At 68.2% G+C, this 24,399-nt stretch carries 23 protein-coding genes; 5 read left to right on the forward strand and 18 right to left on the reverse strand.

The features are described from left to right. The first annotated feature begins 10 nt into the window (after positions 1-10). From E5790_RS18165 to E5790_RS18175, 3 genes are all read left to right on the forward strand, one after another. Complete coding sequence (locus E5790_RS18165) at positions 11-2,299, forward strand: Orn/Lys/Arg decarboxylase N-terminal domain-containing protein (RefSeq protein ID WP_049440967.1); 2,289 nt, start codon at positions 11-13, stop codon at positions 2,297-2,299. Positions 2,300-2,327: 28 nt separating this feature from the next. Continuing rightward, positions 2,328-3,230: a cation diffusion facilitator family transporter gene (locus E5790_RS18170; RefSeq protein WP_111205924.1), complete on the forward strand. Its 903-nt coding sequence runs from the start codon at positions 2,328-2,330 to the stop codon at positions 3,228-3,230. 185 nt (positions 3,231-3,415) lie between these two features. Continuing rightward, entirely contained in the window at positions 3,416-3,850 is a 435-nt protein-coding gene (locus tag E5790_RS18175) for a Rid family hydrolase (RefSeq protein WP_075075601.1), read from the forward strand. Here the strand turns inward: E5790_RS18175 and E5790_RS18180 are convergent. The 9 genes from E5790_RS18180 to E5790_RS18220 all read right to left on the reverse strand — a co-directional run bounded on the left by E5790_RS18180 (position 3,847) and on the right by E5790_RS18220 (position 11,730). Continuing rightward, entirely contained in the window at positions 3,847-4,560 is a 714-nt protein-coding gene (locus tag E5790_RS18180) for an energy transducer TonB (RefSeq protein WP_014647522.1), read from the reverse strand. The genes E5790_RS18175 and E5790_RS18180 overlap by 4 nt on opposite strands. Next, the gene (locus E5790_RS18185; protein WP_014647521.1) at positions 4,553-5,353 is read right to left on the reverse strand and encodes a ChaN family lipoprotein; all 801 of its coding nucleotides are present in this window, start codon (positions 5,351-5,353) and stop codon (positions 4,553-4,555) included. The genes E5790_RS18180 and E5790_RS18185 overlap by 8 nt, the downstream gene beginning before the upstream one ends. Next, positions 5,340-7,811 (reverse strand): TonB-dependent receptor, encoded by a 2,472-nt coding sequence (locus E5790_RS18190; RefSeq protein WP_046431233.1) that lies wholly within the window; start codon positions 7,809-7,811, stop codon positions 5,340-5,342. The genes E5790_RS18185 and E5790_RS18190 overlap by 14 nt, the downstream gene beginning before the upstream one ends. A 64-nt stretch (positions 7,812-7,875) precedes the next feature. Then, positions 7,876-8,802 (reverse strand): FecR domain-containing protein, encoded by a 927-nt coding sequence (locus E5790_RS18195; RefSeq protein ID WP_049440959.1) that lies wholly within the window; start codon positions 8,800-8,802, stop codon positions 7,876-7,878. After that, positions 8,799-9,308: an RNA polymerase sigma factor gene (locus E5790_RS18200; protein ID WP_046431229.1), complete on the reverse strand. Its 510-nt coding sequence runs from the start codon at positions 9,306-9,308 to the stop codon at positions 8,799-8,801. Before E5790_RS18200 ends, E5790_RS18195 begins: the two co-directional genes overlap by 4 nt. Positions 9,309-9,431: 123 nt before the next feature. Continuing rightward, positions 9,432-9,938 (reverse strand): hypothetical protein, encoded by a 507-nt coding sequence (locus E5790_RS18205; protein WP_014647517.1) that lies wholly within the window; start codon positions 9,936-9,938, stop codon positions 9,432-9,434. A 99-nt stretch (positions 9,939-10,037) separates the two neighbouring features. Beyond that, positions 10,038-10,262, reverse strand: a complete 225-nt coding sequence (locus E5790_RS18210; RefSeq protein ID WP_014647516.1) for a hypothetical protein — start codon at positions 10,260-10,262, stop codon at positions 10,038-10,040. After that, on the reverse strand, positions 10,259-10,960 hold the full coding sequence (locus E5790_RS18215) for a glutamine amidotransferase (RefSeq protein WP_111205925.1): 702 nt from the start codon (positions 10,958-10,960) through the stop codon (positions 10,259-10,261). Before E5790_RS18215 ends, E5790_RS18210 begins: the two co-directional genes overlap by 4 nt. After that, positions 10,957-11,730: a YggS family pyridoxal phosphate-dependent enzyme gene (locus tag E5790_RS18220; RefSeq protein ID WP_041863572.1), complete on the reverse strand. Its 774-nt coding sequence runs from the start codon at positions 11,728-11,730 to the stop codon at positions 10,957-10,959. Before E5790_RS18220 ends, E5790_RS18215 begins: the two co-directional genes overlap by 4 nt. Before the next feature lie 76 nt (positions 11,731-11,806). On the opposite strand from E5790_RS18220, the gene ptsJ reads away from it, so the two are divergent. Then, positions 11,807-13,093, forward strand: coding sequence for a transcriptional regulator PtsJ (gene ptsJ, locus E5790_RS18225; RefSeq protein ID WP_046431219.1), 1,287 nt, complete (start codon positions 11,807-11,809; stop codon positions 13,091-13,093). 102 nt (positions 13,094-13,195) lie between these two features. Here ptsJ and E5790_RS18230 read toward each other — a convergent pair whose 3' ends face one another. The 7 genes from E5790_RS18230 to E5790_RS18260 form a co-directional block, all read right to left on the reverse strand. Next, positions 13,196-13,702, reverse strand: coding sequence for a hypothetical protein (locus E5790_RS18230; protein WP_111205926.1), 507 nt, complete (start codon positions 13,700-13,702; stop codon positions 13,196-13,198). Positions 13,703-13,783: 81 nt separating this feature from the next. Beyond that, positions 13,784-16,894, reverse strand: coding sequence for an error-prone DNA polymerase (locus tag E5790_RS18235; RefSeq protein WP_032957267.1), 3,111 nt, complete (start codon positions 16,892-16,894; stop codon positions 13,784-13,786). Positions 16,895-16,900: 6 nt separating this feature from the next. Beyond that, positions 16,901-18,310: a DNA polymerase Y family protein gene (locus E5790_RS18240; protein ID WP_046431214.1), complete on the reverse strand. Its 1,410-nt coding sequence runs from the start codon at positions 18,308-18,310 to the stop codon at positions 16,901-16,903. 9 nt (positions 18,311-18,319) lie between these two features. Then, positions 18,320-18,934: a translesion DNA synthesis-associated protein ImuA gene (imuA, locus tag E5790_RS18245; protein ID WP_111205927.1), complete on the reverse strand. Its 615-nt coding sequence runs from the start codon at positions 18,932-18,934 to the stop codon at positions 18,320-18,322. 219 nt (positions 18,935-19,153) lie between these two features. Next, complete coding sequence (locus tag E5790_RS18250; RefSeq protein ID WP_049418880.1) at positions 19,154-20,161, reverse strand: cyclase family protein; 1,008 nt, start codon at positions 20,159-20,161, stop codon at positions 19,154-19,156. A 35-nt stretch (positions 20,162-20,196) separates the two neighbouring features. Next, on the reverse strand, positions 20,197-20,847 hold the full coding sequence (locus E5790_RS18255) for a DsbA family protein (RefSeq protein ID WP_014647507.1): 651 nt from the start codon (positions 20,845-20,847) through the stop codon (positions 20,197-20,199). A 92-nt stretch (positions 20,848-20,939) separates the two neighbouring features. Beyond that, the gene (locus E5790_RS18260) at positions 20,940-21,890 is read right to left on the reverse strand and encodes a LysR family transcriptional regulator (protein WP_014647506.1); all 951 of its coding nucleotides are present in this window, start codon (positions 21,888-21,890) and stop codon (positions 20,940-20,942) included. 132 nt (positions 21,891-22,022) lie between these two features. Between E5790_RS18260 and E5790_RS18265 the strand changes: the two genes are divergently transcribed. Then, positions 22,023-22,913 (forward strand): sterol desaturase family protein, encoded by an 891-nt coding sequence (locus tag E5790_RS18265; protein WP_032960191.1) that lies wholly within the window; start codon positions 22,023-22,025, stop codon positions 22,911-22,913. Between the two features lie 9 nt (positions 22,914-22,922). Here the strand turns inward: E5790_RS18265 and E5790_RS18270 are convergent, their stop codons facing one another. Both E5790_RS18270 and E5790_RS18275 read right to left on the reverse strand, forming a co-directional pair. Continuing rightward, positions 22,923-23,627 (reverse strand): AraC family transcriptional regulator, encoded by a 705-nt coding sequence (locus tag E5790_RS18270; RefSeq protein WP_111205928.1) that lies wholly within the window; start codon positions 23,625-23,627, stop codon positions 22,923-22,925. Positions 23,628-23,810: 183 nt separating this feature from the next. After that, positions 23,811-24,245 (reverse strand): glyoxalase/bleomycin resistance/dioxygenase family protein, encoded by a 435-nt coding sequence (locus E5790_RS18275; RefSeq protein WP_014647503.1) that lies wholly within the window; start codon positions 24,243-24,245, stop codon positions 23,811-23,813. Between the last annotated feature and the right edge of the window lie 154 nt (positions 24,246-24,399).

Genomic DNA, 24,399 nt, shown 5'->3' on the forward strand with positions numbered 1-24,399 from the left:
GAGAATCAACGTGTACTTCAAGTCCCTGGACTACCCGGTCATTGTCATCGACAACGACTACGAGTCGCCGCGCATCGGTGGCATCCTGATCCGTGCGCTGGTGGAAGAGCTGCGCAGCAACGACCAGCGCGTGCTGTGCGGGCTGAACCTGGATGACGCCCGGGCCGGTGCCCGCACCTACGTGGCGGCCTCGGCGGTGCTGATCTCGATCGATGGCAGCGAAGAGGTGGATGGCGAGTTCCAGCGCCTGACCGCCTTCCTGCGCGAGCAGAGCGCACGCCGTGCCAATCTGCCGGTGTTCCTGTACGGCGAGCGCCGCACCATCGAGAAGGTGCCGAGCAAGCTGCTCAAGTACATCCACGGTTTCATCTTCCTGTTCGAAGACACCAAGAGCTTCATCTCGCGGCAGGTGATGCGCGCGGCCGAAGACTACATGAAGAACCTGCTGCCGCCGTTCTTCAAGGCGCTGATCCATCATGCGGCCGAGTCGAACTATTCCTGGCATACGCCGGGCCATGCCGGCGGCGTGGCATTCACCAAGTCGCCGGTCGGCCGCGCATTCCATCAGTTCTATGGCGAGAACACCCTGCGCAGCGATCTGTCGATCTCGGTGCCGGAGCTGGGCTCGCTGCTCGATCACACCGGCCCGATCAAGGATGCCGAGAACGAGGCGGCACGCAACTTCGGTGCCGACCACACCTTCTTCGTCACCAATGGCACCTCCACCGCCAACAAGATCGTCTGGCATGGCACGGTGGCCCGCGGCGACGTGGTGTTCGTTGACCGCAACTGCCACAAGTCGCTGCTGCACGCGCTGATCATGACGGGTGCGGTGCCGGTGTACTTCACGCCCAGCCGCAATGCGCACGGGATCATCGGGCCGATCAGCCTGGACCAGTTCACGCCGGAGTCGCTGCAGCAGCGCATCGCGGCCAACCCGCTGGCCAGCCAGGCGTACAAGGCCGGTTCCAAGCCGCGCATCGCGGTGGTCACCAACTCGACCTATGACGGCCTGTGCTACAACGCCGAGAAGATCGCCGACGAGATCGGCAGCGCGGTCGATTTCCTGCACTTCGACGAAGCGTGGTACGCCTACGCCGCGTTCCATCCGTTCTACGAGAACCACTACGGCATGGCCAAGGGCAAGCCGCGTGAGCAGGATGCGATCATTTTCACCACGCATTCCACCCACAAGCTGCTGGCGGCGTTCTCGCAGGCGTCGATGATCCACGTCCGCAACTCGGCGCAACGCAACCTTGATGCCGAGCGCTTCAATGAGTCGTTCATGATGCACACCTCGACCAGCCCGCACTACGGGGTGATTGCCGCCTGTGACGTGGCCTCGAAGATGATGGAAGGCGATGCCGGGCGCTCGCTGGTGCAGGAAATGCATGACGAGGCAATTGCCTTCCGCCGCGCGATGCTGCACGTCCGCGATGATCTCGGTCGCGACGACTGGTGGTTCAGCGTGTGGCAGCCAACCCAGGTCGAGCGCAGCCTGGACAAGGGCGATACGCCGGCACCGCTGGTGGCCAAGCGCGAGGAGTGGTACCTGCGGCCGGACGCGCACTGGCACGGCTTCGAGAACCTGGTTGACGACTATGTGTTGATCGATCCGATCAAGGTGACCCTGCTGACCCCGGGCCTGGCAATGGACGGCAGCATGGGCAGGCTGGGCATCCCGGCGGCGGTGCTGAGCAAGTTCCTGTGGGGCCGCGGCATCACCGTGGAAAAGACCAACCTGTACTCGGTGCTGTTCCTGTTCTCGATGGGCATCACCAAGGGCAAGTGGAGCACCCTGGTCACCGAGCTGATGGCGTTCAAGGAACTGTACGACCGCAATGCGCCGCTGAGCCAGGCACTGCCGACGCTGGCCGCCGATTATCCGAATGCCTACGCCGGCTGGGGCCTGCGTGACCTGTGCGACGCGCTGCATGCGTTCAACCAGGAATTTGCCGTGGCCAAGGTGATGCGCGAGATGTACGTGGACCTGCCGACGCCGGTGATGACCCCGGCCGATGCCTACAACCACCTGGTCAAGGGCGAGATCGAGCGGGTCGACATCGAGCAGATCAGTGGCCGCATCGCGGCGACCATGCTGGTGCCGTACCCGCCGGGCATCCCGACCATCATGCCGGGCGAGCGCTTCGGCGACAGCGACGAGCCGATCATCCAGTCGCTGCGCATCGCCCGCGAGCAGAACGCCCGTTTCCCGGGCTTCGAATCGGACGTGCACGGGCTCATCATCGAGCAGGAGGGTGATGCGGTCTCGTACAAGGTGGAGGTGCTGAAGGCCTGACCCGTAACGGTCGGCTCATCGGCGAACGATGGATACCGCGCGCGAGCAACGCATCCTGACGTTCTCGATCGGGGTCACCCTTGCGGTGAGCGCGGTCGGCTTCGGCGGTGGCCTGCTGGTGGGATCGCAGGCCATCCTGTTCGACGGCGTGTACAGCCTGGTCGACGTCGCCCTGACCCTGGTGTCGTTGTCGGTGCTGCGGCTGGTGGCGCGGGAACAAAGCCCGCGCTTCCAGTACGGCTACTGGCACCTGGAGCCGATGGTCGAAGCGCTGGGTGGTGTGATCCTGTCGCTGGCCTGCGTGTATGCGCTGGCCAACGCGGTGATCGGCCTGACCACGGGCGGGCACGAAGTGAAATTCGGGCCCGCGCTGTGGTGGGCGGCACTGCTGAGTGCCAGCAACCTGGCGATGGCGGCGTTCGTCGCGCAGCGGGCGCGGCATCTGCGCTCGGCGCTGTTATGGCTGGATGTGCGTGGCTGGCTGCTGGGCGGGTTGATGAGCCTGGCAGTGGTGCTGGCCTTCGTGTTGGCGCTGGTCCTGCACGGTGGTGAGTGGCACCATTGGGTGCCGTACCTGGATTCGATCGTGCTGGCATTGATCAGCCTGGCGATGCTGCCGGTGCCGGCGCGCAGCGCGTGGAAGGCCATGCGCGAAGTGCTGCAGGTGGCGCCGGATGATCTGGACCGGCGCGTGCAGCAAGTGATGCACGCGTTCGTGGCCGAGCGTGGCTATGCCGGTTTCACCAGCCATGTGGCGAAGATGGGGCGGATGCGCTTCATCGAGATCCACGTATTGGCCGATCCGGCGACGCCCTTGGGCTCGGTGGGTGAGGTCGATGCGATGCGTGACGAGATCGCGGTGCGGCTGGATGCTCGGGGCAGCACGTTCTGGCTGACCATCGATTTCACCGCAGACCCGGCGTGGACGTGAGCCGTGAACGGTAGAGCCGAGCCCATGCTCGGCTGCCATTCGCGCTGAGCAGCCGAGCGTGGGCTCGGCTCTACACGTGGGCACGATCGTTGCGCATGGCGGACCGGACTGTTGCAGCGGCTCGGTTTGACCTCAACTCTGGTTGAGGTCGCAGACTGCCTCGCATCCCCCACGAGGCATGCGGCATGAACCTGTTGACCACCCCGGACCTCAGTCACGGCCTGCTGGAGCTGTTCAATCCTCCCGGCCTCTACGACCCTGCCGCCAATGGGTACTCACACGTGGCCGTGGTGCGGTTGCCGGCGCGGGTGATCCATATCGCCGGGCAGGGCGGTGAGGATGCCGATGGTCATCTCTCCCCCGGCTTCGGGGAACAGGTCGAGCAGGCACTGGACAACCTGCAGATCGCATTGCGTTCGGCGCAGGCCAGCCTGGCCGATGTCGCGCGGTTGCGCATCCTGGTGGTCGACCACGACGAGGACCGGCTGGGCATCATCGCCCGGCAGGTACGGCGGCGTTGGCCGAACGGCGCAGCGCCGACCTGCACCCTGATTCCTGTGCCACGGCTGGCGCTGGACGGCATGCTGTTCGAGATCGAGGCGGAGGCCTACGCCGCCTAGCGCAGGTAGTACTCCACCGGCACCACCAGTTCCTGCGGTGCCTTCATTTCCATGGGAATGGGCGGCAGCGGCTGCGCGCGGCGGAACGTCTGCAGTGCGGCGTCGTCGAGCATCGGTTGGCCGCTGGACTGCTCCAGCCGCAGGGCCTGCAGGCGTCCCTCGCGATCGATGCTGGCCCTGACCCAGGCCGTCCCCTGCTGACGGCGCGAGCGCGCGGCGGCGGGGTAGTAGCGATAACGCTCCAGCCGCGCCATCAGGCGGGCTTCCCACTGGTCGCTGGCGGCGCCGGCCTGGAAGTCCGCCGGTGGTGCGTCGGGAGCGGGCGGCGCGGCCGTGATCGATGCCGGTGCGGGACTTGCATCGGTCACGGCCGCAGGCGGGGCGACCGGCAGGGCTTGCCGGCCAGGGCCACCGAGCTCGCTGGCGGCCACCTCGCCCTCGCGCGCGGCGGTGGGCTTTGGCGGAGGGGGCGACTTCGCCGGTTGCGACGCGCGCGCCTGCTGCGCCTGGCTGGGGGTGTCGGCCTGGCGCTCTTCGACCGGCTGGGGAGGCGTAGCCGGTGCCAGCAGGCGCAGGCTGATGCGCACATCCTGCTCAGGCGGCGGCAGCAACGGTGGCGCGGCCATCCAGTGCACCAACAGCAGCAAGGGCAACAGGTGCAGGCCGATGCTGATGGCAATCGCCTGCCAGTGTTGGCCGCGTTCACTCATCGCCCGGCACCCACAGCAGATCGGCATCGGCCGCATCGACGCCTTCGTCGGGTGACGCAAGCGCGATCACCAGTGCCGGTACCTCCGGTGGCAGGTAGCCCGGCACGCCGGTGCCGCGCAGTACATGCCAGCGGCCGGCCACCAGCAGCGCGGGTGCAGGGGCTGCGGTCAGTGCCTGTGCCATGCGGGTGTCGCGGGCCTGTTGCACGGCCAGCATCCCTTCCAGCATCGGTGCGGCGTCTGCGTGCTGGGCCAGCACCACGGCCGACAGGCGTTGCCGGGCGGTGGGCATCGGAAACCGCACCGACGTGTTGGAGGCAAGCAACGCATTGACCTCGGCACGCGACAGGTTGCCGCCGAACAGGGGGATGCCGGCGGCGGTGGCGTCCTGTACCAGCCCGCCATAGGTGGCCCACGGCCAGCGCGTATCCCAGCCCAGCAGCGCCTGCAGGCGCGCACCATCGGCATGGTTGCCCTTGGCCAGCCAGCGCTGCACCCGCTGCAGGCGCGGTTGGCGTTCACTGGCGATCATCTCCATCACCAGCGCGCCTTGTGGACGCTGCCGTTGCAGCGCGTGCAGCAGCCAGCGCTGGGCGGCGTGGTCACCGGCCAGGTCGTGGCGTTCGCCCAGCAGCAGCCGCGGGGCGTTCGCTGCACGCTTCACGAACGCGGCTTCGTCCAGGCGCTGCCCGCTGGCCAGGTCGATCACCGTGCCGGGCATAGGCTGCGCGCTGGCGATTGCGGCCAGTGCGAGCAGGCACAGCGGCAGCCAGCGACGGCTAGAACGCCACATTGACGCCCATCGAGACGGTGCGGCCACGGCCGTTGCCGCGGTCCAGGATCGGGCTGAAGATGCTGTCGATCGAGGCATTGTTGTCATAGGCCTTGTTCTGCAGGTTTTCGATGTTCAGCCACAGCGTGGTGTTGGGCTGGGGCTTGAAGCTGGCGTAGAAGTCGAGCAGTACACCGGTACCGCCGGTCCTGCGGGTCTGGAAGAAGTCGTAGCCTTCTTCGGTGGGCCCGGAGTATTCGGCGCGCAGGCCGGCCTGCACGCGCTGCTGCCACCAGCGGCCGCCGACATCCAACGTCCAGAAGCGGTCGGGCAGGGCGGTGATGTCTTCCAGGTTGACGAATTCGATGGCAGGCGCACTGGTGCGCGAGCGGGTCCAGCTCAGCGTGGCGTGGTAGTGCGCGCTGGCGTAGTGCGCTTCCAGCTCGATACCGCGCATGCGCACCACGCCGGGGTGGTTCATCCAGCGCGTGGTGGTGCTGAAGTCGTCCACGTCCAGGGCATCGGTCCAGGCAGTGAGCTGCTGATCGCTGTCGATCGGTACCACGAAAGGCCCCACCTCCGGCGGGTGCACGATCAGCAGGTACTGCGGCTTGATGTAGTCGCGGATGCGGTTGTCGAAGCGGGTGACGCGCAGCTGCGCCAGGTCACCGTCGGTCAGCAGCGAGGAGGCGCTGAGGTTGGCGCCGAACTGCAGGTTGCGCGAGCGCTCACGGCGCAGGAACGGGTTGGCACCCACGCCGTCGGCATCGCTCATGCCTTCCAGCGGGATCTTCTCGAAGAACATCTCCTGCACCCGCGGCGGGCGGGAAGTACGCGAGGCTTCGGCGAACAGTTGCAGCCAGTCGGTGGCCTGCCACGATACCGCCAGGCTGGGGCTGAGTGCGCGCTGGGTACGGCGCACGTCGATGCCGCCGCCGTTGATCTCGGCGCACTGGCCAGGCACATCCGAGCACACCGGGACGTGGCCGCGGATGCCATAGCGATCCTGGCGCAGGCCTGCAGTCAGCGCGTAGATGTCGTACTGCAGTTCCAGCGTGCTGAACACGCCGTCCAGCTGGCTGCGGCCCTGGGGGTTGGCGCCGCGCAGGATGGGGGTGTCGGCCACGTAGACGTCCGACTGGTGCTTGATGCCGGTGTTCCAGCGTGCCTGCAGTGCACCGATATCGAAGCGGCTGGTGTTGTCGAGCGTCCAGCTGCTCAGGCTGCTGTGGGTGCGGCGGCCGATGTAGCTGGAATCCTCCACGGGTGGATAGAACAGCCGGGTCTTGTTGCCGGCGAAGGTCGCGCGCAGGTCGATCCACGGCGTGTAGGGCGTGTAGTGGTAGCTGGCGCGCTGGTTGCGTGCGGAAATCTGCCACGGGTAGTTGTGGTAGAAGTCGTTTTCGTAGCGCATGTGGCTCAGGTCCAGCCGATGCTGGTCACTGGGCTGCAGGCGTGCTTTCAACAGCCAGCTGCTGGGCTGCTGGCTGCCGGGGTCGGCATTGTTCTTCTGCCCGCGTGCCGTGGCGTACTCGCCGCTGCGACTGCTGCTGGCAGCGGCCAGCAGGCCGAACTGGCGGTCACCGCCGTCCTCGCTGTGGCGCCATGCGCCGGCGAAGGTGCGGCCGCTGCCATAGCCGTTGCTGCCATGGCGATAGCCCGCACGCAGGCCCCAGTCACGGCCTTCGCCGAGCAGGTCGTCGATGTCCAGCGTGCGGAAATTGGCACTGCCGGCCAGCGTGCCGGCACCATCACCACCGGCGACCGCACCGCGTTGCACGTCCACACCGGCCAGCAGGAAAGGGTCGACGTAGGCGAACGGACCGCCGGAGCCATGGCCCGCGTTGTTGCGGAAGGTCTGGGTGACACCATCTATCATGGTGTTGACCCGCCCGGCGCCGGTCATGCCGCGGATGTTGACCTGCAGGCCGGGCTGGCTGCGCGAGTGGAAACTGTGGGTGCCGGGCATCGAACGCAGCAGGCTGTTGCCGTCCTGGCGTTCGGCCATCGCCACGCGCTCGCTGCCGACGGCGGGCGCAAAGCCATCGCGGGCCGCCGGGACATACTGGCTGGCGCCTGCACCGGGGGAATGGCCGTGTGCGATATCGCCCTGTACGCGCAGCGGGCCGGTTCGACGGCTGCCATCTGAGGGGGCGGCCGGCGCCGGTTCCAGGGTGGCGCGGCGCGCGTCGATGAAACGGGGGCGCAGGCCGCTACCGGCCAGCAGGCGCGACAGGGCCTGCGCGTCGTCGAACCGTCCGCGTAGTGCCGGCGCCGTCTGGCCGCCTGGCAATGCCGCGCCGATCACCAGATCGACACCGGTCAGCCGGCTGTAGGCATCCAGCGCGCTGGCCAGCGGTTGCGCAGGAAGATCGAAGTGACGGGAGGCGGCCTGCGCGTGTGCGCTGGCAGGTAACAACGGAAGCGGACCGGCGCAGGCCAGTGACAGGGCGAGGACAAGGGGACGGTGAAACAGCATCGGGAGCTCCAGGGGCTGACGCAGCGCGTCGTCATCCTGGGTAGACGCAGTGGCAGGGCCGATGTCAGGGTGCATCGCGATGTTCCCTGCGTGGCGGCAGCCACACCTGCACGCCCGCGCCCAGGCGCAGCACGCGTACATGCAGCTGCGTGGCCAGCTGGTCGCGGCTGCGCGCCGCACCGTCTGCACTGCCGAGCAGGGTGACCGGCTGCTGGCGCAGGTGTGCGCCGATGATCCAGGTGTGGCCGCCATGCCAGCGATCCAGGCCCTGGGTGACCTCGGCCAAGGGCGTGGAGACCCAATGCAGGCGACGCTCGCGCCAGGCCAGGGCACTGTGGCTGGCGGCCAGGCCGATGATCGGTGCCTGTCCATCGAAGCGCAGCTGCTGCCCTTCGATGGCCTGCTCACTGCGGGTGCCGCTGTCCACACGGACGCGATGCTCGGTGACGGTGACCACGCTGTCGTTGTCCTGCACGGCAAGGTCGAAGGCCGTGCCGAGCGCGGTGACCATGCCGTGCGTCGTATGCACCTGGAACGGATGCTGCGCATCGGCGGCTACCTTGAACCAGGCTTGGCCGTGCTGCAGCTGCAGCTGGCGGCGCTGTGCATCGATGCGGACATGGACTTCGCTTCCGGGTGACAGCAGCACGTGCGAGCCATCCGGCAGTACTTCTTCACGGATCTCGCCTGTCGCCGTGCGCATCACCTGCGCGGCCGGTGGTGCGGCCTGGCGGGTATACAGGCCCAAGGCGCAAAGCAGCAGCACGGCAGTGCTGGCGTCGCGCAGGTGCCGGCGCTGCCGCTTGCGCTGATGCCGCTGCAGGCTGGGCGTGGCATCACCGGCCTGCCAGAGCGCCTGCAGGTGCTGGTACTGCGCGGCGTGGCGGCAATCGGCGTAGTACCACTGGTTGAAGGCACGCTCGTCGCGACCGCCGTCGTGGCCGTCCAGCCACCAACGTGCGGCCTCGCGCGCGATCGCCTCCGGGCTCATGCGCCGGGTACCTGCTGCAGCGCCACCAGCGCACGCAGCAGATGGCCGTGCGCGGTCTGCCGGCTGATGCCGAGCCGGCGGCCGATCTCGGCCAGTGCCATCTGCTCCACCCGGGCCAGCAGGAATACCTGGCGCGAGCGCGGTGGCAGCGCGGCGATGATCGCGTCGAGATGGCGCAGCTGTTCGGCGTCCAGCAGGTGCTGCTCCGGCAGCGGCGCAGGATCGGCGAGGGCGTGCAGTTGGGCATCATCCAGCGCTTCCTCACGACGGCGCTGGCGTTGCCGGTAGTGATCGGCGATCAGATTGTGGGCGACGCGGTACAGGTAGGCGCGGCCGTTGCTCAGCAGGCCGCTGGCGGCGACCTTGAGGACACGCAGCCAGGTTTCCTGGACGACGTCATCGGCGTCGCTGCGTTGCGGGAGTTTACGGCGGACATGGGCGTGCAGCGGCCGGTAATGGGCCGCGCACAGCTGCGCGACATCCGTCGGTTCGACAGGCGTGGACACGGGGCGGGCGACAACTGGGAAAGGGAACAGCCCGCGGCGGCAAGGGCAGCGGCTGCACCTTACAGCAAAAGAGAATCATTTGCATCTATCGATGGGCGTGACACGCCTGCCCGGGACGGGAGATCAGCGCGGGCGATAATCGCAGTGGATCTGCAGGGCTTCGGTGGGGTTGTGATGCAGCTTGAAGCCGCAGCGCTGCAGGCTGCGCTTCACCCGCGCGACCGCTTCGGCATGGCGGGCGACGCGACGATCCTGCCAGCGTGGCGGGGTGAATACGCCCACGGGCAGCAGCCGTAGCCGCTTGCCGTGCAGTACCAGCGAGACATCGATATGACGGCCATCGATGTCGTGGCCGTTGGCGCCGAAGATGGCATCGACCTCATCATGGCGTTGCGGATAGCAGGCCCGGAACAACGCGATACCGAGCCAACGCACGCCACGACGGAAGCTGCCGAGCCGGCTGTGGCTGGGTTCGAAGCCGCGCGTGAGCAGCAGTCGCAGCCCGGCAGGCAGCATTGCCTGCGCATCGAGCAGGCGTTGCAGTACCTCTTCTTCCAGTTGGATACGGGTGGAGGGCCAGCGCGGGGCGACCAGCAGCCCGTGGTGGCTGCCGCGTTGCAGGGTCAGCATGCGTGAAGCTTCGCACGCGGGCGAACAGCCGTGGTAGTGCCGGCCGCTGGCCGGCCAGATTCGGGTGCCGGCCAGCGGCCGGCACTACCGTGACGATCGTCAGATGTCGCGGTACTGGATCTGCGAAGCCAGTACGCGCAGGCCGTCGGCATTGCTGGACAGGATGCGCTCTTCGCCGACACCTTTCTGCCGTTTCAGCTGGAAGCCCTGTTCGGCAGGCAGCTGCGCGGCGATGGTGTCCATGCGTTGCATGGCATCGGGGCCGCTGCAGTCGAAGTGGCCCCAGTGGGCGCCATCGCGGTGGATCTGCAATCGGTAGTTCATTGCGGTGTCTCCGGCAGCTCCTGCAGCCAATGGTCGAACATCGCGGTGGCCGCCGCCGCCAGCGGTGCACCGTAACGGCGTGCCTGGGCGCGAAGATCGTTCGGATCGATGCCGGCCTGCGCCAGCTCCAGGGTGTGGCCGATCAGCCAGCGTTCGAACTGGCGGGCATCCAGTTCCGGGTGGCATTGCAGGGCCAACGCATGGCTGCCCATGGCGAAGGCCTGGTGGCGGCAGGCCGGCGTGCTGGCCAGGCGACGTGCACCGGCCGGGAGTTCGAACGCCTCGCCATGCCAATGCAGTACCGGAATGCCCTGCAGGGACTGCAGCGGAGAACGCTGGCCTTCATCAGTCAGCAGCAGCGGCGCAAAGCCGATCTCCTTGCCGCCACTGGCGGCGACGTCGGCACCGAGTGCGCGCGCCATCAGCTGCGCGCCGAGGCAGATGCCCAGCGTGGGCCGTTGCTGCTGCAGCCGACGTTGCAACAACGCGATGCTGTCGTTGAGGAAGGGATAGCGATCAACATCGTTGACGCTGACCGGGCCGCCCAGCACGACCAGCAGGTCGGCGGTTTCGGCCGGATCGAGGGTGTCGACACCGGCCTGCAGCACCTGCAGCTGCCAGCCCTGTGCCGACAGCAGTGGCTGCAGGGTGCCGAGGTCTTCAAAGGCGACGTGTTGCAGGACGACCGCGTGCTTCATGCGGAGGCTCCATTGCTGGGCCAGTAGAAACTGTCCGGGGTGGCGCGTGCGCCGAAGATGGCCTGCCCGACGCGGACCACGGTGGCACCTTCCTCGATCGCCACTTCGAAGTCTCCGGACATGCCCATCGACAACTGCGAAAGGTCGATGACGGGAGGTGCAGTGCGCTGCAGCTGGTCGCGCAGTTCGCGCAGGCGCACGAAGCAGGCACGCACGCGCTCGACCTCCGGGGTGAAGATGGCCAGCGTCATCAGGCCGCGCACGCGCAGGCGATCGAACGCTGGAAGCTGCTGCACAAAGGCCTCGACGGCAGCGGGTTCCAAGCCGTACTTGCTGGGTTCGGCGGAGGTGTTGACCTGCACGAACACATCCAGCGTGCGGTCTTCCAGCTGCAGGCGCTGCTGCAGTGCTTCGGCCACGCGCAGGCTGTCCAGCGCCTGGAACTCGCTGGCGAAGCGCGCCACGTAGCGCGCCTTGTTGGTCTGCAGATGCCCGATCACCGACCAGTGCACGCCAAGATCGGCCATCGTCTCGGCCTTGCGTTGCGCCTCCTGCACCTTGTTCTCGCCCAGCTCGCGGCAACCGGCGGCCACCGCCATGCGGATGCGGGCGTCATCGACGGTCTTGCTGACCGGCAGCAGGCGCACGCTGGCCGGGTCACGGCCGACGCGGGCGCAGGCATCGGCGATGCGTTGGCGCACCGTGACCAGGTTGGCGGCGATCTGTTCAACGGACTGGGCGACGGGCCAGTCGGCAGCGGCAAGGGGCATGCGGGCACCTCCAATGCAGGGTGGCCAGGGTGGGATACACTGGCACAGGACAAGAGATATTTTGGCATAGGACAAAATGAAAATCACCGGGCACAGCGCCGAGTCGATCTTCGACAGCATCCGCGACGGCATCGGCAAGGGCCGCCTGCCGGCCGGTAGCGTGCTGCCGCCGGTGCGTGAACTGGCCGAGCAGCTGGGCGTGAACCGCAACACCGTGGCTGCTGCCTACAAGCGCCTGGATGCGGCGGGACTGGCCAGCACGGCGGGCCGCCGCGGCACGGTGGTGCGTGGCCTGCCGCCGCCGCTGGCGCGCGAGGGCAGCACCCCGGGGCTGGCGCTGCAGGACCTGGCCGGTGGCAACCCGGATCCGCGCCTGCTGCCGAACCTGCGCCTGACCCCGGCGGCGCCGCGGCTGTATGGCGTGGGTACGGTCGACACGAGGTTGCAGGCGCTGGCACGCGCCTCGCTGGATGCGGATTGCCCCGAGGGATATGCGCTGGAGCTGACCCATGGCGCCGTCGATGGCATCGAGCGCCTGCTGGCGGCGTGGCTGCTGCCGGGTGATCGCATCGCGGTGGAGGATCCATGCTTCCTCGGCAGCCTCAATGTGCTCAATGCGTCGGGTCATGCGCCGTTGCCGGTGGCGGTGGATGCCCAGGGCATGCAGGTCGAATCGCTGCGGCAGGCGCTGGAGGCTGGTGCACGTGCGGTGCTGCTCACCCCCCGGGCGCACAATCCGACCGGGGCCAGCCTGGATGCGAAGCGGGCGCGGGCGTTGCGGCAGTTGTTGGCGGCGTACCCGCAGGTAGCAGTGCTGATCGACGATCACTATGCGCTGCTCTCGCAGCAGGCCTATCACTCGGTACTGCCGCTGGATGGGCGGCGCTGGGCGCTGCTGCGTTCGTTGTCCAAACCGCTCGGCCCCGACCTGCGGCTGGCCTGGCTGGCCTGCGATGAAGAAACCGCGATGCGGTTGCGGCTGCGATTGGCATCCGGTATCGGCTGGGTCAGTCACCTGCTGCAGGACGCGGCAACCTCGGTGCTGGCGTCGTCAACGCAGCGGGCGAAGATCGCCTCGGCAGGCGAGCGTTACCAGCAGCGCCTGCAGTCGCTGCAGGAACTGCTGCGCGCGCGTGGCGTGCCGACGCCGCTGCCGATGGAGGGATTGAACCTGTGGCTGCCGTTGCCGGGCGACAGCCATCCGCAGGTGCTGGCGCTGGCCGCGCGCGGATGGCATGTGCGCGCTGGCGAGGTGTTCGCGGTGGCGGCGCCGGCACATGGCCTGCGCATCACCTGCGCGGCGCTGGGCGCGGCGCAACTGCGGCCGCTGGCTGACGACCTGGCGGCGGTGTGCGGTCTGTAGCGTCGAGCGATGCTCGACGTTGCTTCGCCTTTGTAGAGCCGAGCCATACTCGGCTGCTGTTGGTAGAAGCAGTCGAGCATGGCTCGACGCTACAGAAGCAGATCAGGGCGCGGCGTTGGCGCCCGGGCGCACGTAGTGGGACTGGCCGCTGTCATCGACGAACATCAGTTCCGGCTTGCCCTGCCATGAGGTGAGCATGGCGCCGGTGTTGTTCTGGTGCTTGACCATCAGGCTGGCACCACGGTCCGGGTTGGCCACCACCTTGAACACTTCCGTGGTGCCATTGGCATCGTCCAGGGTCAGCACGGCTTCACCGCCGCGATCGCTGGTGCCATAGCCCCCGCGTTCGGAGCCATCCGGGCCGAGCAGGATCAGGCCGGACAGGGCGGTAGCGCGCGGCCCCTGGATACGGCCCCGGCTGAGGGGGGCGGGCACCGGCGCGCCTAGGATCACCCGGGGTTGGCCCGTGCCATCGTGGATGATCAGCCCGCGCGCTTCGATGATGCGCTGTGGCGATTGGCTGCGATGCAGGCTCCAGGCGGTCCAGCCGGAAACCAGCAGGGCGAGTGTGGAGACCACCAGCGTGGTCAGCAGCAGTGCGCGCGGCATCGTGTCGTCCTTCCTTGGATGCAGCGACGATAGCGGATGCGGGCGACCGATGGCCAGTTCATTGTGTGACGCTGTGTATCGTCAATGGAAATCGCGGCTGTGGCTGCGCAACCCCTGCAACAGTTCATCCAGGCAGTGCATGCGCTGCACGATGACATGCTGCACGCCATCGACGCGTTCCAGGCGGCCGTCGATCTGCATCAGCCGGGTATCGACCAGGACCCGGTGCTGGCGATCGGCCAGGTGCCGCCAGACCACGGCATTGACCATGCCGGTCTCGTCTTCAAGGGTGAGGAAGGTAACGCCACTGGCGGTCTGCGGGCGCTGGCGCATGCGGACCAGGCCGGCGATGCGCACGCGACGGCCATGGCCGTGGCCCGCAAGCTGCGCGGCATCCAGGCAGCCGCGGCTGCGCAGCTGCGTGCGCAGGAACGAGATCGGGTGGCGGCCGAGGGTGGTGCCGATGCTGCGGTAATCGGCCTGCATGTCCTCCCAGGCGCTGGGCAGGGGCAGCGGCACGCGTGCTTCAGCGGTGGCGCGGGCCTGGTCGAACAGCGGCAGCCGGTTCTCCACGCCGGAGATATCCCAGCGTGCACGATGGCGATGGCCGCTGAGCCCGCGCAGCGCACCGGCATCGGCCAGCAGGCCCTGCTGGCGGCGATCCAGGGCGGTGCGCTGGCACAGGTCGCCCACATCGTCGAACGGGCGCCGTGCACGTTCGCGCATGATGGCCTGTACAGCCGCTTCATTGCAGCCGTCGACCAGGCGCAGGCCGAGCCGGATCGCGGCCGCGCCCCTGCTGAAATCCAGCGTGCAGTCCCAGTCGCTGTGGCGCACGTCCACGGGAAGCACGCGGATGCCATGCCGGCGCGCGTCCTGCAGCAGCTGGTCGGGGCTGTAGAAACCCAGCGGCTGGCTGTTGATCAGGCTGGCGGTGAACGCGGCCGGATGGTGGCATTTCAGCCAGCAGCTGTTATAGGTCAGCAGGGCGAAGCTGGCGGCGTGGCTTTCCGGGAAACCGTAATCACCGAACCCCTTGATCTGCTCGAACAGGTGCTCACCGTATTCGCGGCTGAAGCCGTTTTTCAACATGCCTGCCAGCAGTTTTTCACGATGCGGTTCCAAGCCGCCACGGCGTTTCCAGGCCGCCATCGAACGGCGCAGGGCATCGGCCTGGCCAGGCGTGTAACCGGCTGCTTCGACCGCCAGCTGCATCACCTGTTCCTGGAACAATGGCACGCCCAGCGTGCGTGCGAACACGCGTTCCAGCTGCGGTGGGTAGAGCGGGTTGTCCGGGTCGTTCAACGCGTCCGGTCCCTGTTCGCGCAGGATCCGGCGCCGCTCCAGATAGGGGTGCACCATGTCGCCCTGGATCGGGCCAGGGCGCACGATTGCCACCTCGATCACCAGGTCATAGAACGTGCGTGGCTGCATGCGCGGCAGCATCGCCATCTGTGCGCGCGATTCGATCTGGAACACGCCGATGGTGTCGGCGGCGCAGATCATGTCGAAGGTCTTTGCATCCTTGGGCGGGATCGCATCCATGCGTCCTTCATGCAGGCCATGCTGTTTCAGCATGGCCAGGCACTTGCGGATGGCGGTAAGCATGCCCAGCGCCAGGCAGTCGACCTTCATCAGGCCGGTGGCATCCAGATCGTCCTTGTCCCATTGGATGACGGTGCGGTCGGCCATCGCCGCGTTTTCCACCGGCACCAGGGTCGACAGGGGATGTTCGGAAATCACGAAACCGCCGGGGTGCTGCGACAGGTGGCGCGGGAAGTCGATCAGCTCGGCGGTCAGCGCCAGCAGGCGCCGCATCAAGGGCGTGTCCGGATCGAAACCGCGCTCGCGCAGGGTTTCCGGCAATGGGATGTTGCCGCCCCAGTGGTCCATCGCCGCGCCCAGTTCGTTGACCTGGTCCATCGGCAGGCCAAGTGCACGCGCCACGTCGCGGATCGCGCTGCGGCCACGGTAGCTGATTGCCACCGCGGTCAGTGCGGCGCGCTCGCGGCCATAGCGCTTGAACACGTACTGCAGCACTTCCTCGCGGCGCTCGTGCTCGAAATCGATGTCGATATCCGGTGGCTCGTCGCGCTCGGCGGAGATGAAGCGCTCGAACAGCAGGTTGCTGCGTGCCGGGTCGATCTCGGTCACGCCCAGCACGAAGCACACCGCGGAGTTGGCCGCCGAGCCGCGGCCCTGGCAGAGGATGTCCTGGCTGCGCGCGAAGCGCACGATGTCCTGCACGGTGAGGAAGTACGAGGCGTAGTTCTTCTGCTTGATCAACGCCAGTTCGTGTTCGATCTGCTCGCGTTGTTTCGGTTCGATGCCGCCTTTCCAGCGCCAGGGAATGCCACGCTCGACCAGCACGCGCAGCCAGCTGTCCGGGTCATGCCCCTCGGGCACCAGCTCGCGTGGGTAGGTGTACTGCAGCTGTTCCAGGGTGAAGTGGCATCGCTCGGCGATGCGCAGGGTCTCGGCCAGCAATTCGGGCGGATACAGTTGGGCCAGCGCGGTGCGCGGACGCAGATGGCGCTCGCCGTTGGGGAACAGGCGCCAGCCAGCCTCGGCCACGCTGCAGCGGTGGCGGATCGCGGTCAGGGTGTCCTGCAGGGCGCGGCGGCGGCGCACGTGCATGTGCACGTCGCCACTGGCGACCAGCGGCAGGCGGTGGCGTTGGCCGAAGGCCTGCAGCTGCTGCAGGCGGCGTGCGTCGTCGTGTTCGTGGTGCAGCTCCACCGCCAACCACAGCCGATCATTGAAGCCGGCGCGCAGCAGTTCCAGGTCGGTGGCGGCCGGTTGCCGGTCCAGCCACAGGCACAGCAGGCCGTCGGGCAGGCCGAGCAGATCCTCGCGCAGGCAGCGGTACTCGCCCTTGGCTGCGCGCCGCCGGCAGGTGGTGATCAACTGGCAGAGCCCGGCATAGGCGGCCTGGTCGGTGCACAGCAGGGCCAGCTTCGGCCCGTCCTCGACCTGGAATTCGGCGCCGACGATCAGCGCCACGCCATGCGCCTTCGCCGCCTGCCAGGCGCGCACGATGCCGGCCAGCGAGCATTCGTCGGTGATCGCCAGTGCCCGGTAACCCTGGCCAGCGGCGCGCGCGAACAGTTCTTCGGCGATCGAAGCACCGCGCTGGAAACTGAAGGCCGACAGGCAGTGCAGTTCGGCGTAGCCGGGCAGTTCGCTGTGCATGGCGGCTCAGCCGAACCAGCCGTGCAGCATCCACGGCGCATGCGGATCGTTGCGCTCACGGAAGGCCCAGCCGCGCTGGCCGTGTGCGGTTTCCACCACGTAGTAGTCGCGGCGTGCGTCGGCCTGGTCCCACCAGCCCGATTCGATCCGCTCCGGCCCGGCGACGATGCGCAGGCGCGGGTCACGCAACGGTTGTGGGGTGTCCAGCAACCAGCCGGGGCGCAGTGGCCAGTACGACGGGGGCTTGGCCGGTGGCTGGGTGCCACTGGCGCGTTCGGGGCGATGGTCGGCCTGCACCGCCAGCGGCTGCACGGCGTCATCACCCAGCCGCGCACGCAGGCGCTCGCGCAGCTGGTTCCAGGGCATCGCCTGCGCCGGCCGGGTATCGAACAGGTCGCGCGCGGCGGGCACGAACGGTGGCAGCTGCTCGGCCTGCAGGCGCAGTGCGCGGCTGCCGGCCGGCAGGGCGAACGCTTCCATGCGGTTGCGTGCGATCTCGAACAGCAGCGCAGGATCGCGTTCGGGGGCCAGCAGGCCGATGGTCAGCACGCTGGCCGGCAGCAGGTCGTGCTCGAAATGCAGGTCGAAGCGCTGCACGCCGCCATCGCGCGAACACAGGAAGGCGGCCAGGTCCAGCAGCAGGCGGCGCAGCGGGAACAGCAGGGCCTGGCTGGATTCGATCTCGTATTCGAATTCGATGCGCGCATCGAAACGGTCCGGTGGCTGGTAGTAGCGCAGCGGCGCGGTGGGCAGGCCGCGCAGTGCATCCAGCTGCTGCAGTACCTCCGGTGCGAAGCGCCGGGCCAGGCTGTCACGCGGCAGCTCGAGCACCGCACCCAGCGTGCGCAGGCCGGAACGGCCGAGCACGGTCACCGCGTCGCTGGGCAGGCCGCAGCGCGGCAAGGGTAGCTGCGCCAGTGCCGCTGGCAGCTGCTGCGCATCGATGCCGAGGCCGTCGTGGACGTTGGCCAGCACGCGCGCGGCATGTGCCGTGGGGGCGGCCACCAGGCGGTGGCGGAAACCGAGTTCATGCAGTTCGTTGCGCAGGCGCTTTTCGATCGTCAGCCAGTCACCGAACAGGGCACGGCTGGCGCCGATTTCCAGCACCAGTGCATGCGGGAAATCGAGGCTGACCTGCGAGCTGTAGGCGTAGGCCCAGCTGGCCAGCAGCTGCCGGGTGTGCTGTTCCGCGTCAGGGTCGTAGTCGTGCAGGTGCATGTCCTGCACCAGCACCTGCGCAGCCGACAGCAGCATGCCCGGGCGCAGCCCTGCTGCGCGCGCGGCCGGGCTGACCGCACGCAGCACGCGGCGCTGCGCTGGGCCCTGCAGCAGCACCAGTGGCCGCTGGGGGTCCGGCTGCAGGCGCAGCACGCTGTCCAGCGCCAGCTGCGGCAACAACAGGCAGGCCCAGTGCATGGCGCGGCCTCAGTGGGTGATGGCCAGTGGCAACGGCTGCGCGGGTGGCAGGCCGCCACGGCACTTCAGCACCCTTACCTGGCCGTGGTCGAGCTGCAGGCGCAGGCTGGCCGGGGAGGGGTTGCGCGCTGCCTGCGCCTCGCGGAACACGAAGCCCAGGCACTGGCCGCTGTCGGCGGCGACCTGCAGCCGGCGCAGGGCGCGATCGTCGGCCTGGTGCGGCCAGCACAGCACCGCCGCGCAGGCGGCAGAGCGCAGGCATTGTTCGGCCGCCCACAGCGCCTGCTTCGGCGCAGCGTGGATGATCTGCAGCTGGGCCAGATCCAGCCCGGCCGCGGCCCAGGCCGGGGCATGCGGGCGATAGGGTGGGGCGACCAGCACGATCGGGCGGTCGCGCTGGCTCAGCCTGGCCAGCGCCGGCCAGACCAGTGCCAGTTCGCCAACGCCCGGCGCCGCGTGCAGCACCTCGCACAGCCCGCTGGCCGGCCAGCCGCCGCCGGGCAGGCGTGCGTCCAGCACCGGGTGGCCGCTGGCCAGGTGGTCGCTGGCCGGCCCCTGGCGGGCCGGGCCGCGCCACAACTGGCGGCCGTCCAGCAGCCGGTCGAGGGCGACGACGGCGCCCATCAGCCGGTCCTCCAAGGGAGGCGCCGGGCGGGCTGGAAGCGGCAGGAACGGGCGGAAACGACAGGCATGGAGCGAGTATCGGCGGGCTGGTATCAGGGGCTGAGACCAGACATGCTACTCGCCTTGTGAGTAGAATTACTAATGAAATTAGCGGGCCGGGTTTCAGGTTGCTGAAGTGGAAAAGGAGTGCCGAGCCAGGTCGGCACCCACAGGGCCCGGTTACGGGCGGACCGGCAGCGCGACCGGGCGCAGCGGCGCGGCATCGCCGCCGCGGATCTTCAGCGGGCCGCCAATGAAGGCGAACTCGTAGACCTTGTCGCGGGCCAGTTCATCCAGCGCCACCAGTTCGATGATCGGCGCGCCCTGCTGGGCCAGCAGGTAGGTGTGCAGCGGCACGTAGTCGTCGGCCACCTCCGAGGGGAAGGTCTCGAAGCTCAGGTTGTCGGCGCCGACGATCATCGCGCCGCTGTCCTCAACCAGGAAGCGCGCCGCGTCCAGGCCCATGCCCGGCGGGTTGGCCATGTAGGCCTTGGGCTGTTCGAACAGGCGCATGCGGCCGGTACGGATCAGCACCACATCGCCCTGCTGCAGCTTCACCCGCTGGCGTGCCAGCGCATCCTTCAGGTCCTGGCGGGTGACGCGGTAGCTGTCCGGCAGCATGTCCACGCCCTTGGCGGCGGCCACGTCGATCAGTACGCCACGCGCGATCAGCGGCGGGAATTTCTCGATGCCGGTGACATTCCAGCCACGATCGCCGAGATGCTTGTCGGCCTCGAAGCCGTTCCAGATCTTTCCGTGGATGCCGAAGTGGTTCAGCGCATCGATGTGGGTGCCGGTGTGGCTGTACATCGAGAACGCGGTGCCGGTGTAGCTGCGGGTGAGGTTCATGCTCTCGCCCACGCCCATCGGATCATCCATCACCGTGCCGCGCGGGGTGTGGGTCATCCAGAACTGGTAGTGCGGGTCGCCGGCGTCCTGCCAGCTGGGCATGCCGACGTAGTAGTCGGTGGCCAGGTCATAGGCCTTGCCGCCGCTGACCCGCGACAGGATCGCCGCACGCGAGGCTTCGGTGATCAGGTTGAGCCGGCCGATCTCGTCCTTCGGCCCCCAGGGGCTGGTGCCGACCTGCTGGCCGGAGGGAACGCGTTCGTGCGCGGACACGGTGGTGGACGCCGCGGTGCCGGCCAGTAGCAGGGCCAGCGCGCTGGCCAGGATACGTGGGGTCATGGGGGAATCTCCTTGCAGGGTGGGGAGGGTGCGGCTCAGGCCGCGACCAGGGGCGCCAGGGCCTGGCGCAGTTGCGGCAGCGGCAGGGTCTGCAGGCGCAGGCCGTTGCCGCCGATCACGGTGGGAATGGAGCGGATGCCGAGGGCAGCGGCGTCGGCACGATCGGCCTGCACGCGCTGGCGCACTGCGTCGCTGCGCATGTGGTCAGCGAAGGCACCACGGGGATGGCCCAGTGATTCGGCGATATCCAGCAGCACTTCGGCGTCGCCGATGTTGCGGTGCTGGTGCAGGTGCGCCCATTGCACCGCGTCGAACATTGCGCCATGGGCATCATTGCCGCCGATCAACCCTGCGGCCTGGCAGGCCAGTGCGCCGAGCCAGCCGGAGGGATATTCGAAGTCCTGTGCGCGCATGCCTTCGATATCGATGCGCGCGCTGTCTTCATGCGCGGCGCAGTCGGTCCAGTGGCGCAGGATGATCGCCTTGGCGCGCTCCATCGAGCCGAACACCTCGACCATCTGCGCGCGCGAGTCCTGCAGCACGAAGCTGCGATGGCGCACCTGGATGCCGAGTTCGGCCGAGACCTGCTGCAGGCGCGGGGCCAGCACGAAGCACCAGCCGCAGACCACGTCGTGGAAGAAGTCGACCACCGGCGCGGCGGTGGCGGGGGAAGGAACGGGAGACATCTGCCTGCCATCGGTGAGAGGGGAGGCGGCAGATTAGGCAGCGCGGCGGGGCCGAAACAGCGCGCCGTGGGCAGCTCAGTTTTCGCTGGCGGTTACGAATCCAGGCCGGCGCAGCGGGGCAGCTCGGCGTGCAGGAAATCGATGAAGGCACGCACCTTGGGTTGCAGGTGGCGCGACGTGGGATAGACCGCATGCACGAAGCGTGGCGGATAGCGGTGGTCGGGCAGCACCTGTTGGAGTTCGCCACGGGCCAGCGCTGGTGCCGCCAGGAACGAGGGCAGGGCGCCGATGCCCATGCCGGCCACCAGCAGGTCGCGCAGCAGCAGGCTGTTGTTGACGGTGACGCGTGCCGGCAGGGTGATGGTCACCTGCCCATCCGGGCCGAGCAGCGGCCAGCTGCCGGGGGAGTCGGACAGGCTGTAGGCCAGCACACTGTGCACCTGCAGATCGTCCACCGACTGCGGTGCTGGACGCTGCCGCAGGTAGGACGGGGCAGCGCACAGCACCTGTTGCAGCGAGGCAAGCCGGCGCGCCACCAGTCGCGAGTCGTCCAGCTCGGCACGCAGCCGCAACGACACATCGAAACCCTCACCGACCGCATCGAGCAGGCGATCTTCCATCACCAGGTCCAGCGACAGCTGTGGATGCTGTTGCAGGAAGCGTGGCAGCAGCGGCGACAGCGTGCTCAGTGCGAACGACTGCGGTGCATTGACACGCAGGCGCCCGGCCACCTCGCCACGCTGTTCGGCGATGCCACGTTCCAATGCGTCCAATTCGTCGAGCAGGCGGCAGCATTCGCGGTAATAGGCGTGGCCGGTCTCGGTCAGGCTCATGCGCCGCGTGGTCCGCTGCAGCAGCACCACGCCCAGGTGCGTTTCCAGCGCGCGCAACTGCTTGCTCAGCCCGGCCGGCGACATGCCCAGGTCTTCGGCAGCGCGGGCCAGCCCGCCGCGTTCGACGATGCGGCGGAAGGCGCGCATCAGGTTGAAGGAATCCATGCCGGTACCGGGCGCGATGAGGGCGCCATTGTAGATCCACGCCATCCGTGGGTGGGGGAAACGCGGTGTCGGCCAAAGGGGGGATATCCACCGAGGCGGGGCGGGTTGCGCCGTTTGTTCAAGCCCGCAACCGTCGTGCCGCGCCAGCATGCAGGCCCCTCACGTTCCGGGTTGCCCATGAAACACTGGATCCTCCGCCTGTATGCCCCGCTGTTCCTGCTCGGTTTCGTTGCCGCCGCCGTCGTCTGGGTCGGCCACCTCCATGGCGATCCGCTATGGCTGCTGGCCTTGCTGGCGGTCGCCATCGCGGTTTCGTTCGCTGCCGAACGTGCCTGGCCGTATGACCCCGCGTTCAACCACGACCACGGCGACAGTCTGCGTGACACCCTGCATGCACTGGTCAACGAAAGCCTGAACCTGCTGTCGATCGCTGCGGTGCCGCTGCTGGCAGCGCTCCTTCCGTGGCAGCTGTGGCCGCTGCAGTGGCCGTTCGTTCTGCAGGTACTGCTGGCCATCGTCTGCGCCGACCTTGGCATTACCCTGGTGCACTACGCCAGCCATCGCATCGGCTGGCTGTGGCGGTTGCACGCGGTGCATCACAGCGTCACCCGCATGTACGGCTTCAACGGCTTGATGAAGCATCCGCTGCACCAGGCGGCCGAAGCAGTGGGCGGCGTACTGCCGCTGCTGCTGTTGGGCCTGCCGATGCCGGTGGCTGCGGTGCTGGCCTTCGCCATTGCCATCCAGCTGCTGCTGCAGCACTCCAACGTGGACATGCGCCCGGGCCTGCTGGGCCGGGTGATGGCGTGGGCGCCGCTGCACCGCTTCCACCACATGCGTTACGGCACCGCTGGCGACGTCAACTTCGGCCTGTTCCTGACCGTCTGGGATCACCTGCTGGGGACCGCCTTCGATGCGCCGGGCTATCGGCTGCAGCAGCGCGACCTCGGCATCGGCAGCCAACCGGACTATCCGCGCGATTATCCGGGACAGCTGCTGGCGCCGTTCCGCGAACTGCCGCATGGCGAGGTGCCGGAGCTGCCGGAAGGTCTGCGCAGGCGCGGATGATGGGCCGTGTCAGGCCGCGTGAAGCTGCAGGCCCTGCAGCTGCGCGGCACCGATACCGAACATGCGGCGCAGGCTGCGCGACAGATGGGCCAGATCGGCGAATCCAGCGGCATGCGCACTGTCGGTCAGGGTGTGCCCGCGCAGATGATGCATGAGTGCGCGGCGCAGCCGCTGCCACAGCACCCAGCCGCGCAGGGTCACTGCCAGCTCGGACTGGAAACGCCGGTGCAGCTGGCTGGTCGACAGGTGCGCCGCCCCGGCGATATCGGCGGCCGGCACCGGGCCGGGCAGGTGCTGGGCGATACGGGCCAATGCCGCCTGCACGCGGCGGTCCAGCGGTTGCGGGCGGCTCAGCCGTGGCAGCCAGCCGTGCAGTTCCAGCGCGTTGCCCGGCAGTGCGTGCAGGTATTGCTGGATCTGTGCGGGATTGGCATGCGTCGGCTCAAGGAACACCGTGCAGCCTGCTTCTGGCGCTAACAGGATCGCGTGCGGCTGGAATGACGGCAGCCACAGCCGCTGGCCTTGCTGCTGCACGCCATCGACCTCGACCTTCCAGGCTGCGCCGTCGCTGAGCAGCAGTTGATGGGCGTAGTGCGCGTGCGCGGCGCTGTCACCGGCATGACCCTGCAGCACGGCCACGTGAGCATCCAGCAGCAACGTGCCATTCCAGGGCAGGGCGGGGGAGGACATTGAGGGATTGTAGATCCACGCCATGCGTGGATGAATCTCAATCGAAATCGATTATTTCGACAGACGGATTCACGGCGTCCCCGCAACCGGCCCCCACCCCCGCCAACCCACAGGAAGCCCGCTTTTGCTTCGGCTGTTGCTTCTGAGGTTGCCGGCCAGCGGCCGGCACTACCGCGGGTGCCGGGCGCCGCCCGGCCGTGCGCCCCCTCAGCGCCCGTGCGGATCCGGCCGGTGATGCACGTATTCAACCACGGTGCCATCGGGATGCACCGCATTGAACGCCGCCCCGGTCGGGACTACCTGCAGCGGGAAGATGATCTCGGCGCCGGCGGCGACCAGTTTGTCGTGATAGGGCCGAACGTCATCGACCAGCAGTGTCCCCGTGGTCGAGGTGAACGGTGCCAGTGCCGCCTGGCTGCCTTCGATCAGCAGGAAGGCGCCGACCATCGCCAGGCGCAGCCCGGCTTCCGGGAACGGGAACCCCGCATCGGCTACCACGCCCTGCAACTGCTCGTAGAACGCCACGCTGCGCTCCAGCTCGCCCGGGGCCACGAACACCCGGATCAGCACGCGCGGTGCGCGCTGGCTGGAGGTGTCACAGCGGTCGCGCCAGAGATGATCGAAGTCGCGATGTACGGTCATGGGCTCGATTCGTGGCCAGGGATCTCCATTATCAGCAGCCTCGCGCGGCGCGCTGATGACCGCCAGTGATGGCCTGATAGCCATTGGCCGGGTTGCCCCTGTGACTTAGGTCCTGTTGACAGGTGTGAACGCCCTCGCACAATCTTCACAGGAT

It is taken from the genome of Stenotrophomonas sp. PAMC25021, from assembly GCF_004795795.1.
Classification (GTDB): domain Bacteria; phylum Pseudomonadota; class Gammaproteobacteria; order Xanthomonadales; family Xanthomonadaceae; genus Stenotrophomonas; species Stenotrophomonas muris.